The sequence below is a fragment of the bacterium genome (assembly GCA_004322275.1).
Taxonomy (GTDB): Bacteria; Desulfobacterota; Deferrisomatia; order Deferrisomatales; family BM512; genus SCTA01.
In genome coordinates, this window is the sequence record SCTA01000003.1 from 24,617 (window position 1) to 41,300 (window position 16,684).

The window sequence follows — 16,684 nt, forward strand, 5'->3', positions numbered from 1 at the left end:
CGGGTTTGCGCCCGCCGGGCCTTTTTGCGTCTTGAAGTTCGGCACATCCTTTCCGCCCCCGGTTGTTTTGTCTTCGGCTTTTTCCGCCATGCAGCGTTGCCGCCTGCGCCGGACGCTCGCCGTATAAACGATACTGTCTTCGCGTCCTTGCTCGGCGGCGCCTCGCCTGACGAAAAAATCCAAAGCCAAATGAAAAGCAAGGTTTTATATCGCCTTTCGCTGCGGGATTCTCGCCGGGAACAAAAAACCGCGCCGGTAAATTCTTATCTTTTTGACGACATGAAAGGGCTAAGCCTTTATAATGATATTCTCAATGCCAAGTCGCCGTGCTACGGCAAACTGTTTCGGCGAAGGGCAAGGAGCCCGCAGGGGGCGCGACGAGACAGTATCGTTTATACGGCGAGGAGCGCGCCCGAGTAGCGACGCGGCCATTTCGCCGAAAGAGGAAGCCGTATGAGGTTTGTTGACGAGGTCGAATTACTTCTTGGCTCCGGAAAAGGAGGCCGGGGAGCCGTCTCCTTCCGCAGGGAGAAGTTCGTCCCGAGAGGGGGGCCCGACGGCGGCGACGGCGGCGACGGCGGCTCGGTGGTCCTTCTGGGCGATTCGGGCATGCAGAGCCTGCTGGATTTTCGCCAGAAGAAGATGATCCGCGCCAGCGACGGCGAGGCGGGGATGTCCACCAATAAAAACGGCAAGATGGGAGAGGACGTAATTATCCGCGTCCCCGTCGGGACTATGGTCTTCGACGCGGCGACCGGCGAGTTGATGTCCGACATCACGAAACCGGGCGAGCCTTACGTACTCCTCGAAGGGGGCAAGGGAGGCCGGGGGAACTCGAAGTTCGCCACCTCCACCAACCGCGTGCCCGTCTACGCCCAGCCGGGTCTACCCGGCGTAGAGGTGAAGGTGAGGCTTGAGCTGAAGCTGATGGCCGACGTGGGGCTTCTGGGCTTTCCCAACGCCGGCAAGTCCACCCTCATCTCCCGCATCAGCGCCGCCCGCCCCAAGATCGCCGATTACCCCTTCACCACCCTCATCCCCAACCTCGGCGTCGTCCCCTTCCGGGAAAGCTCTTTCGTGGTCGCCGACATTCCGGGGATTATCGAGGGGGCAAGCGAAGGCGTGGGGCTCGGCCTTCGGTTTTTGAAGCACGTAGAGCGGACGAGGTTTCTGCTTCACCTCGTCGACGCCTCCGACGGCCATGACCCGGTGGAAAAGTACCTCACCCTGCGGCGCGAGCTGGTTAATTTCAGCGAGGAGCTTTCCGTAAAGCCGGAGCGGGTGGTCATAACCAAGACCGACGTCACCGAGGTGCGCGAAGGCCTGCCCGAGCTTCGGAAGCGCTTCGCCGAAGAGGCGGGGGTGAAGGAGCTCTGGGCGATCTCCGCCGTCACCGGAGACGGGCTTGCGGAACTGGTCAACATGACCGGCGAGCTGGTCATGAAACTTCGCGAAGAGGAGGCCGGATGAGCGCCGCCCTGCCGCAGACCCTAAAGAGGATAGTCGTAAAGCTCGGGAGCCAGGTGCTCACCGACGAGAACCACAACCTTCGCCGCGAGGTTTTCGAGCAGCTCGCCGACGACGTGAAGTGGCTGAAGGAGCAGGGGAAGCAGGTCGTTATAGTCACCTCCGGCGCGGTCGCTGCGGGGCGCGGGAGGCTTGGTTTTTCCGAGCGCACGGCGACCATTCCCGAAAAGCAGGCTCTCGCGGCGGTCGGCCAGTTAGACCTTATGTGGACCTACCGCGAGGTCTTCGGCGAAAGGGGCATGGTGGTGGGGCAGGTTCTCCTCACCGGCGAGGACCTTCGCAACCGCTCCCGCCACGAGAACGCCTCCAACACCCTGACCGAGCTTTTTTCGCGCGGCGTCGTCCCGGTGATAAACGAAAACGACACCGTGGTGGTCAAGGAGATAAAATTCGGCGACAACGACAACCTCTCCTCTCTCGTCGCCAACCTCGTCGAGGCGGACTGCCTCGTAATCCTCTCCGACGTGGAGGGGCTCTACGACAAGGATCCGAAGGAGTTTCCCGACGCGAAGCTCGTCCCCTGCGTTGAAGCGATAGACGGCGAGATACTCGGGCTTGCGGGAAAATCGAAGTCCAAGGTGGGAACCGGCGGGATGTCCACCAAGCTCTCCGCCGCCATGCGCGCCCAGCACGCCGGGGCTTACGCGGTAATCGCCTCGGGCAAGATTCGGGGCGTCCTCAGAAAGATTTTCTCCGGCGAAAACATCGGAACCCTCTTTATCCCCGGCCAGTCCTGCCTCAACCGCAAGAAACACTGGATCGCCTACACTGTCGAGACCAAGGGCGCCATCGTAATAGATACCGGGGCCGCGAGCGCGATAACGGTGAAGAAAAAGTCCCTCCTGCCGAAGGGAATCGTGGCCGTCAGCGGGGAATTCTCCAGAAATGACGGAGTATCCATAGCCAACGAAAACGGCGAAGTCGTGGCGAAGGGGCTGACGCGGTACTCCTCCTCGGAGATACGCAAAATCGCGGGACTTTCCACGACCGAGAGCGTTGAAAGACTTGGTGACAAGTATTACAGTGATGAGGTCGTCCACCGCGACGATCTCGTGGTGCTCGGCTGAGTCCCGGCTTCCTCTTTCGGCGAATGGCTGCGTCGTTTCTCGGGCGCGGGTCTTGGCGTATTCACGATACTGCCTTCGACCGCGCGCCCTGCGGACTCCTTGCCCTTCGCCGAAATAGTTGCCGTAAGAATGTGTAGTAAATTTTGATCCGAAAGCATGGAGAACTCTTCTCGCGACGTTTTCAAAGTCTGTTTTGTTGGCTGAACTGATAATCTAAAGGAGTTGTAATGGCTCTTAAAGACGATATGCTGGAAATGGCGAAAGTTGCCCGCGAAGCCGGGAGAAAGCTCGCCCGGATGGGGTCCTTGCAGAAAGAAAAGGCCCTGATTGCCATGGCGGACGCCATTTTGGCGGCGCGAGAGGAACTCAAGGCGGCGAACCGCCTCGATCTGGCCGCCGCGAAGGAATCCGGCCTGGCCCCGGCGATGGTGGACAGGCTCACCCTCTCTGACAAGACGATCGACCAGATGGCGAAGGGACTTTGCGAGGTCGCCGCCCAGCCCGACCCGGTTGGCGAGGTGACCAGGATGTGGAAGCGCCCCAACGGCCTCCTTATCGGCAAGAAGCGGATTCCCCTCGGCGTTATCGGGATAATCTACGAGGCGAGGCCCAACGTCACCGCCGACGCCGCCGCCCTCTGCCTGAAATCCGGCAACGCGGTTATCCTGCGCGGAGGCAAGGAGGCGATCAACTCCAACCGCGCCATCTCCGAAGTCCTCTGCCGCGCCGCCGCCGAAGCCGGAATACCCGAGGGGGCGATTCAGGTCGTCCGGACGGTGGAGCGCGAGGCGATGGTCGAGCTTTTAAAGCTCGAAGACTACATAGACCTCATCATCCCGAGGGGCGGAGAAGGGCTCATCCGCTTCGTCTCGGAAAACTCCAGAATCCCGGTGATAAAACACTACAAGGGGGTCTGCCACATCTTCGTGGATTTCTCCGCCGACCTCGACATGGCGGAAAAAATAGTGATAAACGCCAAGACCCAGCGCCCCGGCGTCTGCAACGCCGTGGAGACCCTCCTCGTCCACTCCGGCCTCAGCCGCACCTTCCTTCCCCACATCATAGGAAAGCTCAGGGAGAAGAGAGTCGAGATACGGGGGTGCAGGCGCACCCTGGCGATAGTTCCCGACGCCGTTCCCGCGACCGAGAAGGACTGGGACACCGAGTACGTGGATCTTATCCTCTCCGTCCGGGTCGTAGACTCTCTGGACGAGGCGATAGAGCACATCGACCGCTGGTCGAGCCTTCACACCGAGTCGATAATCACCTCCGATTACGCCAATTCCCAGCGGTTTCTGGAGGAGGTGGGCTCCTCCACGGTGATGGTCAACGCCTCGACGCGCTTTTCGGACGGCTACGAGTTCGGCCTCGGCGCTGAGGTGGGCATCTCGACGACAAAGATTCACAGTTACGGGCCGATGGGGGCCGAAGACCTCACCACGACCAAGTTCATCGTCTACGGCCAGGGGCAGGTAAGGGAGTAGCATCCCTTGAAGGTCGGCCTCTTCGGCGGGACGTTCAATCCCATCCACCTCGCCCACCTTCGGGCGGCCGAGGAGGTGCGCGAGGCGCTTTGCCTCGACTCCGTAATTTTCGTGCCCGCCAAGACCCCGCCGCACAAGGTTCCCGATACCGTCTCCGACGCAAAAAGGCGGCTCGGTCTGGTGCGGGCGGCGATAGCCGACAACCCTCGCTTCGAGGTCTCGGAGATCGAGCTTCGGCGCGAGGGGCCGAGCTACTCGGTGGACACCCTCAGGGCGATTCTCGGCGGGAATCTTGCCCCGGCGCGCCTCTGGTTCATCGTCGGGGCCGACGCCTTCGTGGAGATGGATACCTGGAAGAGCGCGAGGGAAATTTTCAGCCTTACCGACATTGCGGTAATGGGAAGGCCCCCGTGGAACGCCTGCCCGCCGCCGCCTCCCGCCTTCGCGGGCGATTTTGAACCCCTCCCCACCGGCTACCGCCATCTTTCGGGCAGGGAGATACGCTTTATTCCCGTTACACCCCTTGATATATCGTCTACATTAATCCGGCAGGCGCTGGCGGAAGGACGTTCGGTCCGCTATCTGGTCCCCGAGGGCGTCCGCGCCCTCATCGAGGGACGCCAGGGCTCCGGCACCGGAGAGGATAATGGCTGACAAGACCATTCTGGAAAACGTATTTGAGAGCGTAAGGGCCGCCATCGAAAAGAGGGGCTCGGAACCCGTGGTGCTGGACGTGTCGAATCTGACCAGCTACGCGGATTACTTCATCTTCATAAGCGGCTCTTCCGACCGCAGGGTAAAGTCGATCGCCGAGGCGATCCGCTCCGAAATGAAAGAAAAGGGAGTGAAACTCGTCGGCTCGGAGGGGCTTCGCGAGGGCAAGTGGGCGCTTCTGGATTTCGGCTCGTTCATCGTCCACGTCTTTTACGAGGAGTCTAGGAAGGTCTTCGACCTCGAAGGGCTCTGGTCGGACGCGCAGAGGGTTACAATACCCGCCGGGTATCTAAAGCCCAGACCGCTTGCAGGGAAGGAAGAGGAATGAAGTGCAGGGTAGCCGTAATCGGGGCGGGGGCGTGGGGAACCGCGCTCGCGCAGGTTCTGACCGTCTCGGGAAACGAGGTCCGCCTCTGGTCCTATGAGGCCGAGGTTGCCGATTCCCTGAATACTTTTCACGAGAACCGGCAGTACCTCCCCTCGGTGCCGATTCACCCCGGCGTGGTCGCTTCCACCGACCTCGAATGGGCGCTCAAGGGGGCCGGGATAGTGGTGAGCGTCAGCCCCTCTCAGGCGGTGCGCTCCGTAATGGAAAAGGCGAAGCCTTTCATGCCGGATGGCGCTCCCATTGTAAGCGCCTCCAAGGGCATAGAGGTGGGGACGCTGATGCTGATGAACGAGGTGCTGGAAGACGTTCTCGGCCAGGAATATTCGCCGCGCATCGCCGCCCTTTCGGGACCCTCCTTCGCGAGGGAATCCGCCCTCGGCATGCCGACCGCGCTCAGCCTCGCCTGCAAGGACCCGGAGCTCTCCGACAAACTCCAGAGGGCGCTCTCGGGGCCCTTCTTCCGCGTTTACACCCTCACCGACGTGGTCGGCGTCGAACTCGGCGGCTCGCTCAAGAACGTCATCGCCCTCGCCTCCGGCATAGTCGACGGCCTCGGCTTCGGCTACAACAGCAGGGCCGCCCTCATCACGAGGGGCGTGGCGGAGATGGGGAGGCTCGGCGCGAAGATGGGCGCGGACCCCCTTACCTTCCTAGGCCTTTCGGGGCTCGGCGACCTCGTTCTCACCTGCACCGGCGACCTTTCCCGCAACCGGATGGTGGGGATGCGCCTCGGGCAGGGGGAATGCCTTCCCGAGATACTCGGCTCGATGCGTTCGGTAGCGGAGGGCATTAAGACCTGCGATTCCGCCAAAGCCCTCGCCGAAAAGCTCGAAGTGGAGATGCCGATAGTGCGCAAGGTCTGGGAGGTTCTCCACGAAGAGAAATGCCCGAGGGCCGCCGTCGAGGAACTGATGGGAAGGCCGATGCGCCGGGAGTTCTGGGACCTTGAGAAGGCCGGGGAAGATGTCTGAAGGACTTTTCATAACCTTCGAGGGCGGGGAGGGCGGCGGCAAGACCTCCCAGTCCCTGCTTCTGGCCGAAAGGCTGCGGTCGCTGGGCCAAAAGGTGGTCCTCACACGCGAGCCCGGGGGAACCGAGCTGGGTAAATACATCCGCAAGGCCCTGGTGGGGCGCACGGACGACCCTCCCTCTTCCCGCGCCGAACTCTTCCTTTACGCCGCCGACCGCGCCCACCACGTCGAAAAGGTGATAAGCCCCGCGCTCGATGCAGGGAAGGTAGTCCTCTGCGACCGCTTCACCGACGCCACTCTGGCCTATCAGGGGTACGGCAGGGGCATCGACCTCGGAGTGATAAACACCCTGAACGAGCTCGCCACCGGCGGCCTTAAGCCCCACCGGACCCTCTGGTTCGATCTCGACCCCGAGATCGGCCTTCGGCGGTCGCTGGAGCGGGAGAACGGCAGGGGCACCGGGGAGCTTCGTTTCGAGGAGGAGGCTCTCGATTTTCACCTCCGGGTGAGGAGCGGCTACGCGGAGATCTGCCTCCGGAATCCTGAGCGGTGCAGGCGCGTGGACTGCCGCGGCTCGGTCGAGGAGGTCGCAAAAAAGGTCTGGCTCGGCGTCTCCGACCTCTTCGGCGGCGAAAAATGAGCGGTTTTGAAGGAATCACCGGCCACGAGCGCCCGAAGAGGGTGCTGGAGAGGGCGCTCCGGTCGGGGCGCGTTCCCCACGCCTACCTCTTCTGGGGGCCGGACGGCATAGGCAAAGAGCTTACCGCGCGCGCGGCGGCCAAGGTGCTCCTCTGCCGGGACCCCGGCGCGATGAAAAACGCAGCTTTCTGCGGCCGGTGCGACGGCTGCAGGAAAATCGAGGCGGGAAGCCACCCCGACCTCCACCTCCTGGCTCCGGGGGAAAAGGCGATCTCCGTGGACGAGGTGCGAAAGCTCCTTGAGGCCCTTTCCTATCAAGCCTTTGAAAGGGGCCGCAAGATTGTTATAATCCGCGACGTATTCCGGATGAGCAGGGAAGGGGCCAACGCTCTTTTGAAGACCGTCGAGGAGCCGCCCGAGGAAACCTTCCTCTTTTTGCTGGCCCACCACCGAAGCCAGCTCATCCCGACGCTGGTATCGCGCTGCCAGCCGCTCCGCTTCGACCCTCTCCCCGAGGGGGCCGTGGAAGCCTTATTGTCAGAACGCGGGATAAAGCCGGAGGCGGCGAAGAGAATGGCGGCGCTCTCGGGAGGGTCGCCGGGGGCCGCTTTGGCGGAAGACCCGGAGACGCTGGTCAAACTCGACGAGGAGGCCGAAGTTGTGGCCGGAAACCTCGAAAGGATGACTCCCATCGAGCGCCTTGAAACCTCTGAAAAGTGGTCGAAGGACAAGGAGAACCTCGGCCTTCGCCTCGACTGCCTTGAAAGAAATCTACACGCCAGGGCCAAAACGGATGAAAACGCCCTTCAATCTCTTGAGCGCCTCTTCGCCGTAAGAGCCCTCATTGACAGAAACGCAAACTTGCAGCTTGCCCTCGACGCCCTCTTTTTAATGGCGGGTAAAGAGGGATGGGAAGTGACGATTTGAAAACCGTTGGAGTGCGCTTCCGGCGCGCCGGCAAGGTATATACCTTTGAAGCACCCGAGGCGGAATGTTCGTCCGGGGACCGGATAATCGTGGAGACCGAGAGGGGGCTCGCCCTCGGCAAGGTCGTAACCGGGCCAAGAGAGCTTACCGGAACGCCCCCCCAGCCTCTGAAGAAGGTCCTTCGGCTGGCCGGTCCCGAGGAGATAGCGCGGGAGGAGGAGAACGTCCGCATCGAAAAGGACGCCTTCCGGCACTGCCAGACCCTTATCCGCGAAAAAGAGCTTCCCATGAAGCTCCTCACCGTGGAATCCCTCTTCGACCGCTCGAAGATGATCTTCTACTTCGCCTCGGAGGGCCGCGTGGACTTCCGCGAGCTTGTCCGCGACCTCGCGAGGCTCTTTCACACCCGCATCGAGATGCGCCAGGTCGGCGTGCGCGACGAGGCAAAGATAATCGGCGGCGTCGGCTGCTGCGGCAAGGAGCTTTGCTGCGCCCAGTGGCTCACCGATTTCGCCCCGATAAGCGTGCGCATGGCCAAGAGCCAGAACATCGCCCTCAACCCCGCCAAGATATCCGGCATCTGCGGCAGGCTTCTTTGCTGCCTTTCCTACGAGCACCAGATGTACGAGGACCTCAGCCGGGGCATGCCGAAGGTGGGAAAGAAGGTGATGACGCAAAAGGGCGAGGGCAAGGTCATACGCCGCAACGCGCTTGACGGAAACTTCGTCATCTACGGCGAACACGGCGAGACCGAGGTGGACCTTGAGCAGTACAAGAAATTCAAGCTGAGCCAGGGCGGCGTCCCCGGCGCCGACGACTCGGGCGACGACCACGACGAGGGCGAGGAAACGGAGGCCGGGAAAGTGCAGCCCGCTCCGGCTCCGCCCGCTCCCGCTCCGAGGGCTGAAACCCAGCCGAGGCGGGAACCTTCCCGCCAGCCCGAGAGGGGCGAGCCCCAAAAAACGCAAAATCCACCGGCAGAGGAGGGGGCGGAGCCGGAATCCGCGGCCGCGCCGCCGGGAGGTCACGGCAAGGGCAAACGGCGCAGGCGCAGAAGAAGGCCGCCCGGCGCGCGGGAGAATAAAAATGACTAAGAGTTTTTACGTCACGACGCCTATCTACTACGTCAACGACGTGCCCCACATAGGCCACGCCTACACCACCGTGGCGTGCGACGCGCTGGCCCGCTTCAAGCGCTCCGAGGGGTTCGAGGTCTTTTTTCTCACCGGCACCGACGAGCACGGCCAGAAGGTCGAAAAATCCGCCGACGAGCGCGGGGAGACGCCGATAGAGTTGGCCAACCGCGTCGTGGTCCGCTTCAAGTCGCTGTGGGAGAAGCTCGGCATCACCAACGACCGCTTCGTCCGCACCACCGAGGAGGACCACAAGAAGGCGGTGAGCGAGCTTTTCCTCCGGGTGAAGGAGAAGGGCGATATCTACCTCGGCGAGTACGAGGACTGGTACTGCACCCCCTGCGAGGCCTTCTGGCCCGAGACCCAGCTCATCGAGGGGACCTGCCCCGACTGCGGCAGACCCACCCAGAAGCTCTCCGAGCCCAGCTACTTTTTCCGCATGTCCAAATACGGAGAAAAGCTCCTCCAGCACATCGAGAGAAACCCCGATTTCATCCAGCCGGTGAGCCGGAGAAACGAGATAGTCTCCTTCGTCAAGGAGGGGCTTCGCGACCTCTCGATATCGAGGACGACCTTCTCCTGGGGCATTCCCGTTCCCGGCGACCCGAAGCACGTTATCTACGTCTGGTTCGACGCCCTGACCAACTACCTCACCGGGGTGGGATATCCCGACGAGGGCGGCGACTATGCGAAGTTCTGGCCCGCCGACGTGCACGTCGTCGGCAAGGACATCCTGCGCTTCCACACCGTCTACTGGCCGACCTTTCTCATGAGCGCGGGGATTCCTCTGCCGAAGAAGGTCTTCGCCCACGGCTGGTGGACAGTCGAGGGCAAGAAGATGAGCAAGTCCCTCGGCAACGTCGTCGATCCCGGCGCGATGGCCGACGAGTACGGCGTGGACGCGATACGCTATTTCGTCCTCCGGGAGGTTCCCTTCGGCCTCGACGGCGATTTCAGCCGCGAGGCGCTTGTCCACCGCATCAACTCCGATCTCGCCAACGACCTCGGCAACCTCGTCTCCCGCGTCCTCTCTATGGTGGACAAGTATCGCGGCGGGGTGGTGCCGGAACTCGGCGGCTGCGGGACCGCGCCGGAGGACGTCGAGCTTGTCGAAACGCTGAAAAGCGCCCTTGCCGAGATGCGCTCCTCGATGGACGAACTGGCCTTTCACAAGGCGCTCCTCGCCGTCTGGGGTTTCGTGCGGCTGGTAAACAAGTACGTGGACACCACCGGCCCATGGGCGCTGGCGAAGGACCCGGAAAAGGCGAAGAGGCTCGACGAGGTGCTCTACAACATGTGCGAGTCCCTCCGCGCCATCGGCCTTCTTGTCTTCCCCTTCATGCCCAAAACCGGCGACGAGATCTGGGCGAGGCTCGGCCTCGGCAGAGCCGCCTCGGAAGGGCAGCTCAGCGAGATAGAGCACTGGGGAGGGCTGCCCGGCGGCCTCAAGGTCCGCAAGGGAGAAGCCCTCTTTCCGAGGATAGAGCTTACGTGATCGTAGATACCCACGCGCACCTCACCTACAAGGGGCTCGTGGAGGATGTAGACGGAGTGCTGAGACGGGGCAGGGAGGCGGGCGTCGGTGCTTTCATCACCGTCGGCGTGGACCTTCCCGATTCCCGGAAGGCGGTCGCCCTCGCCCAGAGGGAGAACGACGTCTGGGCCGTGGCCGGCGTCCACCCGCACGACACCGTAGCGATGACCGAGGCGACGCTGGACGACCTCTCAACCCTCGCGAAGAGTGAAAGGGTCGTTGGCTGGGGCGAGACCGGGCTGGATTTTTTCCGCGATCACTCGCCGCGCGAAACGCAGAAAAAGTGGTTCAGGGCGCAGGCTGCGCGGGCGCGTGAAATCGGACTTCCCCTCGTCGTACACGACAGGGAGGCGCACGCCGAGACTCTGGAAGTCTTGAAAGAGGAGGCCCGGCGGGGGCTTCGGGGGGTGTTGCACTGCTTTTCAGGGGGGGTAGACTTCGCCAGAGAGGTTCTGGCGCTGGGGTTTTACATCTCCATACCCGGCACCGTCACCTACCCCTCGAACGGGCTTCTCCGGGAGGTGGTGAAAAGCGTCCCCGTCGAGAAGCTCCTCCTCGAAACCGACTGCCCCTTTCTCTCGCCGCAGCCGCTCCGGGGAAAGAAAAACGAGCCCGCGAACATAATTCATACCGCCCGCAAGGTGGCCGAGCTGAAGGGGCTGACCCTTGAGGATGTTTCGCGGATCACGACGGCGGCCAGCCGGGAGCTTTTCGGAGTGGGAGAGGCGGCGGCCCCCGAGATAGCGTATCCGATACGGGATTCGCTCTATCTCAACATAACGGCCAGATGCACCAATGCCTGCGTCTTTTGCCCCAAGCACCGCTCGGCCACGGTAAAGGGCCACGATCTCACCCTCACCCGCGAGCCCTCGGTTGAAGAGGTTTTGCAGGCGGTGCAGGAGCGCGGGGGGCCGGGTAAGTGGGCGGAGATAGTCTTTTGCGGCTTCGGCGAGCCGCTCACGAGGCTCGACGAGGTGATTAAAATCTCTTGGGAGCTTAAAAAGCTCGGCGTGAGGAAGATACGGGTAAATACCGACGGCCTCGCCAACCTCTATCACGGCAGGGACGTGACAGGGGAGCTGGCGGGAGCCGTGGACGCCCTGAGCGTCAGCCTCAACGCCCCCGACGAGGAGCAGTACGAGAGGATATGCCGCCCGGCGCTAAGGGGCGCGTATCCTTCGCTTCTTGATTTTCTGAAAAAGAGCGCCGAAAAGATAAAGGACGTGACGGCGACCGCGGTCGCCCTGCCCGGAGTGGATATCGCGCTTTGCGCGAAAGTAGCTGCGAAAACGGGTGTGAAGTTCCGCGAGCGGCCCTACAACGAAGTAGGTTAGGAAGTTGTTTGAAAAACTGCTGCGAGCCCCATTTACTGCGTCGCGTGCTCGCTCTCCGCTCGCCGTATTGCCGCATACTGTCTCGCGTCTCGCTCCGCGTCTCCTTGTAACCGGGGCTTCTCGCGACGTTTTATAAACAACTTCCGAAGTTTTTTCAGCGCCGGGATTGAACAGACCAGTGCATCTCCCAATGGAGGATTCGACCAAAATGGAAAGAACCCCGATTACCCGAGAAGGTTTTCAACGGCTTCGCGAGGAACTCGACAGGCTCAAGAGGGCGGAGCGTCCCTTTGTGATTCAGGAGATAAAGGAGGCCCGTTCCCACGGAGACCTCTCCGAGAATGCCGAGTACCATGCGGCCCGCGAAAAGCAGGGTATAATCGAGGCCAAGATACGCGACATCGAGACAAAGCTCGCGAGTTCCGAGATCGTCGACTACACGCCGGGGCCGAAGACCAAGGTCCTTTTCGGCTGCAGGGTCAAGCTCGAAGACCTCGACACCGGAGACGTCTCGGTATACCGGATAGTCGGCCCCTTCGAGGCCGATATCCACAAGGGGCTTTTGTCGGTGACCTCCCCCATAGCGCGTGCGCTGATCGGCAAGACTCTGGACGACGACATCGTGGTCAACGCGCCGGGGAACGTGAAGGAATATGAAATTCTTGAGATAGGGGACTAGGGATACGCATGGCGACTGTCTTCAATACCGATTTTCCCGGACTAAAAATGGTCTCCAGGGGCAAGGTGCGCGACATCTACGACCTTGGCGAGAGCCTTTTGATAGTAACCACCGACAGGCTCTCCGCCTTCGACGTGATTTTGCCGACGCCGATTCCGGGAAAGGGCGAGGTGCTCAACAACCTCTCCCTCTTCTGGTTTCACAAGACCTCGGACATAATAAAAAACCACGTAATCACCGCCGACCCCGCGAAATACCCGGAAGAGGCGAGAAAGTACGCCGACATTCTGCGGGGCCGCTCGATGCTGGTGAAAAAGGCCAAAACCCTTCCCGTCGAGTGCATCGTCCGCGGCTACCTCTCGGGGTCGGGGTGGAAAGAATACGCTAAATCCGGCACAGTCTGCGGCATGCCTCTGCCCGCCGGGCTGAAAGAGTCCCAGCAGCTTCCCGAGCCGATCTTCACCCCCTCCACGAAGGCCGAAATCGGCCTCCACGACGAGAACATCACCTTCGAGAGGACCGTGGAGATTATCGGCAGGGAACTGGCCGAAAAGGTTCGCGACGCGGCCATCGCCGTCTACAAGCGCGGCGCCGAGTACGCCCTCTCGCGGGGAATAATCATCGCCGACACCAAGATGGAGTTCGGCCTTCTGGACGGCGAGCTGATACTTATAGACGAGGTCATGACTCCCGACTCCTCCCGCTTCTGGCGCGCGGCTTCCTACAGGGTCGGCGAGGCGCAGGATTCCCTCGACAAACAGTACATACGCGATTATCTGGAGGGGCTCGACTGGGACAAGACCGATCCCGGCCCCGCGCTTCCCCCCGAGGTCGTCGCCGAGGCGTCACGGCGCTACGCGGAGATTCTCGATATCCTCATCTCACCCTGAGACGGAGAAGGCAGATGACTCATCTTTCGAGGGTGGTTGCTGCGGTCGATCTTTCCGAGATATCTCCGGCGGTCTTATCCACGGCGATAAGGATCGCCCGAAAGCTCGGCTGCGGAGTCCGGCTCCTTCACGTCTCGGAGAGCCTTCTGGGCGAAGAGGAGAAGGGGCCTTTGCTTCCCGCCCTCAAGAAGATGGTGGACGAGGCGCGTAGCGAGACCGAGCGTGATTTCGCGGCTCTGCTCTCCGGCGCTTCGGCGGAAGGAATAGACATCCACGGCTCCGTCGAGGAGGGGCAGGCGGCGCAGAAGATAATAGAGACGGCGAGGCGTTGCAGGGCTCCCTACATAGTCGTCGGCGGGCCCCATCCGGGCGGCGGCTCCGTCGCCGCTACCCTCGGCAGGGTGCTCAGAAGTTCGACCACGCCGGTTCTCATCGTGAGAAAACCCCCGAAGCACGGCTACCGCAAGGTGCTCCTCGGCGCGGACATCTCAGACGAGGCTCCGGCGGTCCTCGCGGCGGCCATGCAGAAAATCTGCGAGCCGGACGCGAACTACACCGTGCTCAACATAGTCTCCACCGGGCGCTTCCACCACCTCTTCACCAACATAGACAACCTCCTCGCCGAGAGGCGAAAGAAACTCGCCGAGTGGGCGGCCGCCCTCAACCTTCCCGGCGCGGCCGTGGCGGTATCGGCGGGCGACCCGAAAAAGAAGCTCCTCGAAGAGGCCCAGACCCTCGGCGCGGATCTGCTCGTCGTCAGCAGCCACGCCACCACCGAGCTGACCGAACTCTTTCTCGGCTCGGTGGCCAGATCAGCCGCCAACAAGGCTCCCTGCGACGTGTTGGTCTGCTCGCCTCGCGGGCAGAAAACCTCCGGACTGCCGTGATCTTCCTCCGGGGGCTCCGGTGGGCGGCGGGGTTAACGGCGCTCGTCGCTCTTTTGCCCCTGGTAGCCCTCTTTACCGCCCTCGGCGGACGCCATTTCGCCACCCGCAACTGGTGCGCCCTCGCCCTTCGGATTTTCCGGATACGGGTGCGAGTCAGGGGCGAAATCCCCGCCCCCGGCTCCTTCGTAGCAATGAACCACCTCAGTTACTTCGACCCCATCGTGGCGGGCTCAGTCCTTCCGGGCAGATTTATAGCCAAGGAGGAGGTCTCCCGCTGGCTGCTCGCGGGGCTTGTCGCCCGTACGGGAAGAGTCGTCTTCATAGACCGCACCTCGGCTCGCCGCTCGCAGCAGACTCTCATGAAGGTCGCCGGTATACTGGCCGGGAAAGAGAGCGCTCTGGTCTTCGCCGAGGGGGGAATACGCGGCGACGGAGATAAGATTGCGCCCTTCCTGCCCATGCTCTTCGAGGCGGTGGTCAGAGCCCAAGGTCCGGTGGTTCCGCTGGCGATAAAATACCTCAGGCCCGCCGATCCCTCGGTCTGGCGCTGGGGCGAGGGGTCGATGTTCGAGCACCTCCTTAAAAAGGTCCTCGGCGCGGGAGAGATTTTAGTGGAGCTTCGCTTCGGCGACCCCATAGTCCCCGGCAGGGAGCAAAACCGCAAGGAACTGGCGTTCCTGGCCCACAAGGCAGTGAGCGAACTCTACAGCGGGGCGGCGGAATGAAGACCGCGGCGGGTGGTCCGGCAGGAGCGAAAACCCTGGCCGACGTGCTCACAATGAGGGCGAACCTCTCAGGGGACAAGCGCTGGCTCACCCTCTACGAGAAGGACAGCGCCAGAGAGTCCTTCACCTTCGGCGAATTCTACGAAAAGGCCGCGCGCGCGGCGGGTTCCCTTGCCGGGAGGGGAATTCTTCACGGAGACCGGGTTTTAATAATCCTTCCCACCTCCATCGGCTTTTTCGAGACCTTCTTCGGCGCTCTTCTGCTTGGAGCCGTCCCGGTTCCCCTCTACCCGCCGGTCAGGCTCAACCTCCTCGGCGATTACGAGGAGAATCTGAAAAAGCTCGCGGCGGTGACGAGGGCCAAAATCCTTGTCACCGAAGAGTTGATGCTGCCCATCGCCCGTGGCCCCGTCGAGGCGGGCGGGACGCTGATTCTGGCCTCGCCGGAGGAGCTTCGGAAAGGACCCCCCTTTATCCCGTCAGCCTTCGACGGTTCCTCGCTGGGTCTTTTGCAGTTCACCTCCGGCTCCACGGGGGTCCAGAAGGGTGTCGCCCTCACCCACTCTAACCTTCTCGCCAACATCCGCGCCGTAGGCTCGGTCCTCGGCCTCGGCGAAGAGGACGCGGGGGTAAGCTGGCTTCCCCTCTATCACGACATGGGACTCATAGGGATGGCGATAGCCCCCCTCTACTGGGGGCTTCCCCTCTACTGCGCCTCTCCGATGGATTTCCTGCGCCGTCCGGCGAGGTGGCTGCGGATGATCTTTGAAAACCGCGCCACGGTGACCGCCGCTCCCAACTTCGCCTACAGCCTCGCCGCGAGAAAGGTGCGCGACTCCGAAATCGAGGGGATCGACCTCTCCTCCCTGCGCGTAGCCCTTTGCGGCGCGGAGCCCATAAACCCCGAAACGGTGCGCGCCTTTACCGGCAGATTCAAGGATTACGGGCTTTCCCCAAAGTCCTTCCTGCCCGCCTACGGGCTTGCGGAAAACACCCTGGCGGTGACCTTCTCCGGCCCCGGCGAGGGAGCCGGAATCCTCGGCTTCGACCGCGCCCTGCTCGACGGGGAGGGGAGGGCGGTCAAAGCCGCCGAAGGAACTCTGGCGAGGGTTCTGGTCTCGGTGGGCAAGCCCCTTCCCACGGTTGAGGTGAGCATAGTGAACGAGTTGGGAGAAGCTCTGCCGGAAGGGAGGAGGGGCGAGATTTGTGTAAAAGGCCCCTCGGTGATGGCGGGGTACTTTGAAAACCCCGAAGCTACCGGGAAAGCCCTTGCGGGAGGCAGGCTCCACACCGGAGACCTGGGCTTTGTCCTCGGCGGCGACCTCTACATCTGCGGGCGGCTGAAGGATCTGGTCATAAGGGCGGGAAGGAACTACTTCGCCGAGGACCTCGAAGCCGCAGCAGCCGTTGAGGGTCTCCGGCCGGGAGGGGTGGCTGTCTTTTCGACCAGGGAAACGAAAAGGGGCGTCGAGGAGATTGTGGTTGTCGCCGAAACCGCCCGTCCCCGCGAGGGAATGGAGGAGGAGATAAGAACATCCATCGTAAACGCCACCGGCTGCCGCCCCGACAGGGTCGTCCTCGTCGCCCCCCATACGATTCCAAAAACCTCCTCCGGAAAGATTCAGCGCTTCATGCTGAAGAACTGGTACGAGGAAGGAAAGCTCGCCGGGCGCGAGGGAAAGCGGGGGAACCTGCCCTTTGCGAGCTACCTCCTTGCCGCTCTGAAGGATTTCTTTTCGCGCATCAAGGGATAAAGGGATAATCATCGTTGCACGCTTTTTGATT

16 protein-coding genes are annotated in these 16,684 nt (G+C 62.2%); all 16 read left to right on the forward strand.

Features of this window, described 5'->3' with window-relative positions; all coding sequences use genetic code 11:
- The first annotated feature begins 453 nt into the window (after window positions 1-453).
- A complete protein-coding gene (gene obgE, locus EPN96_00705; GenBank protein ID TAL18661.1) occupies window positions 454-1,470 on the forward strand; it encodes a GTPase ObgE in 1,017 nt (338 codons plus the stop codon).
- Entirely contained in the window at window positions 1,467-2,594 is a 1,128-nt protein-coding gene (proB, locus tag EPN96_00710) for a glutamate 5-kinase (protein TAL18662.1), read from the forward strand. Before obgE ends, proB begins: the two co-directional genes overlap by 4 nt.
- Window positions 2,595-2,821: 227 nt before the next feature.
- A complete protein-coding gene (locus EPN96_00715; protein TAL18663.1) occupies window positions 2,822-4,078 on the forward strand; it encodes a glutamate-5-semialdehyde dehydrogenase in 1,257 nt (418 codons plus the stop codon).
- A 6-nt stretch (window positions 4,079-4,084) separates the two neighbouring features.
- Window positions 4,085-4,732 (forward strand): nicotinate (nicotinamide) nucleotide adenylyltransferase, encoded by a 648-nt coding sequence (nadD, locus tag EPN96_00720; GenBank protein ID TAL18664.1) that lies wholly within the window; start codon window positions 4,085-4,087, stop codon window positions 4,730-4,732.
- On the forward strand, window positions 4,725-5,120 hold the full coding sequence (gene rsfS / locus EPN96_00725; GenBank protein TAL18665.1) for a ribosome silencing factor: 396 nt from the start codon (window positions 4,725-4,727) through the stop codon (window positions 5,118-5,120). Before nadD ends, rsfS begins: the two co-directional genes overlap by 8 nt.
- Window positions 5,117-6,151 (forward strand): NAD(P)-dependent glycerol-3-phosphate dehydrogenase, encoded by a 1,035-nt coding sequence (locus tag EPN96_00730; GenBank protein TAL18666.1) that lies wholly within the window; start codon window positions 5,117-5,119, stop codon window positions 6,149-6,151. Before rsfS ends, EPN96_00730 begins: the two co-directional genes overlap by 4 nt.
- Window positions 6,144-6,791, forward strand: a complete 648-nt coding sequence (tmk, locus tag EPN96_00735) for a dTMP kinase (protein ID TAL18667.1) — start codon at window positions 6,144-6,146, stop codon at window positions 6,789-6,791. Before EPN96_00730 ends, tmk begins: the two co-directional genes overlap by 8 nt.
- Window positions 6,788-7,717: a DNA polymerase III subunit delta' gene (gene holB, locus EPN96_00740; GenBank protein TAL18668.1), complete on the forward strand. Its 930-nt coding sequence runs from the start codon at window positions 6,788-6,790 to the stop codon at window positions 7,715-7,717. Before tmk ends, holB begins: the two co-directional genes overlap by 4 nt.
- Window positions 7,699-8,811 (forward strand): hypothetical protein, encoded by a 1,113-nt coding sequence (locus tag EPN96_00745; protein ID TAL18669.1) that lies wholly within the window; start codon window positions 7,699-7,701, stop codon window positions 8,809-8,811. The genes holB and EPN96_00745 overlap by 19 nt, the downstream gene beginning before the upstream one ends.
- Entirely contained in the window at window positions 8,804-10,345 is a 1,542-nt protein-coding gene (metG, locus tag EPN96_00750; protein TAL18670.1) for a methionine--tRNA ligase, read from the forward strand. The genes EPN96_00745 and metG overlap by 8 nt, the downstream gene beginning before the upstream one ends.
- Window positions 10,342-11,718: a YchF/TatD family DNA exonuclease gene (locus tag EPN96_00755; protein TAL18671.1), complete on the forward strand. Its 1,377-nt coding sequence runs from the start codon at window positions 10,342-10,344 to the stop codon at window positions 11,716-11,718. Before metG ends, EPN96_00755 begins: the two co-directional genes overlap by 4 nt.
- A gap of 208 nt (window positions 11,719-11,926) precedes the next feature.
- Window positions 11,927-12,397: a transcription elongation factor GreA gene (gene greA, locus EPN96_00760; protein TAL18672.1), complete on the forward strand. Its 471-nt coding sequence runs from the start codon at window positions 11,927-11,929 to the stop codon at window positions 12,395-12,397.
- An 8-nt stretch (window positions 12,398-12,405) separates the two neighbouring features.
- On the forward strand, window positions 12,406-13,287 hold the full coding sequence (locus tag EPN96_00765) for a phosphoribosylaminoimidazolesuccinocarboxamide synthase (protein TAL18673.1): 882 nt from the start codon (window positions 12,406-12,408) through the stop codon (window positions 13,285-13,287).
- A 14-nt stretch (window positions 13,288-13,301) separates the two neighbouring features.
- Window positions 13,302-14,174, forward strand: coding sequence for a universal stress protein (locus EPN96_00770; GenBank protein TAL18674.1), 873 nt, complete (start codon window positions 13,302-13,304; stop codon window positions 14,172-14,174).
- Window positions 14,171-14,899 carry a 1-acyl-sn-glycerol-3-phosphate acyltransferase gene (locus EPN96_00775; GenBank protein TAL18675.1) on the forward strand — a complete coding sequence of 243 codons (729 nt, stop codon included), beginning with the start codon at window positions 14,171-14,173 and terminating at the stop codon, window positions 14,897-14,899. Before EPN96_00770 ends, EPN96_00775 begins: the two co-directional genes overlap by 4 nt.
- Window positions 14,896-16,653: a fatty acyl-AMP ligase gene (locus EPN96_00780; protein TAL18676.1), complete on the forward strand. Its 1,758-nt coding sequence runs from the start codon at window positions 14,896-14,898 to the stop codon at window positions 16,651-16,653. The genes EPN96_00775 and EPN96_00780 overlap by 4 nt, the downstream gene beginning before the upstream one ends.
- The last annotated feature ends 31 nt before the right edge of the window (window positions 16,654-16,684 follow it).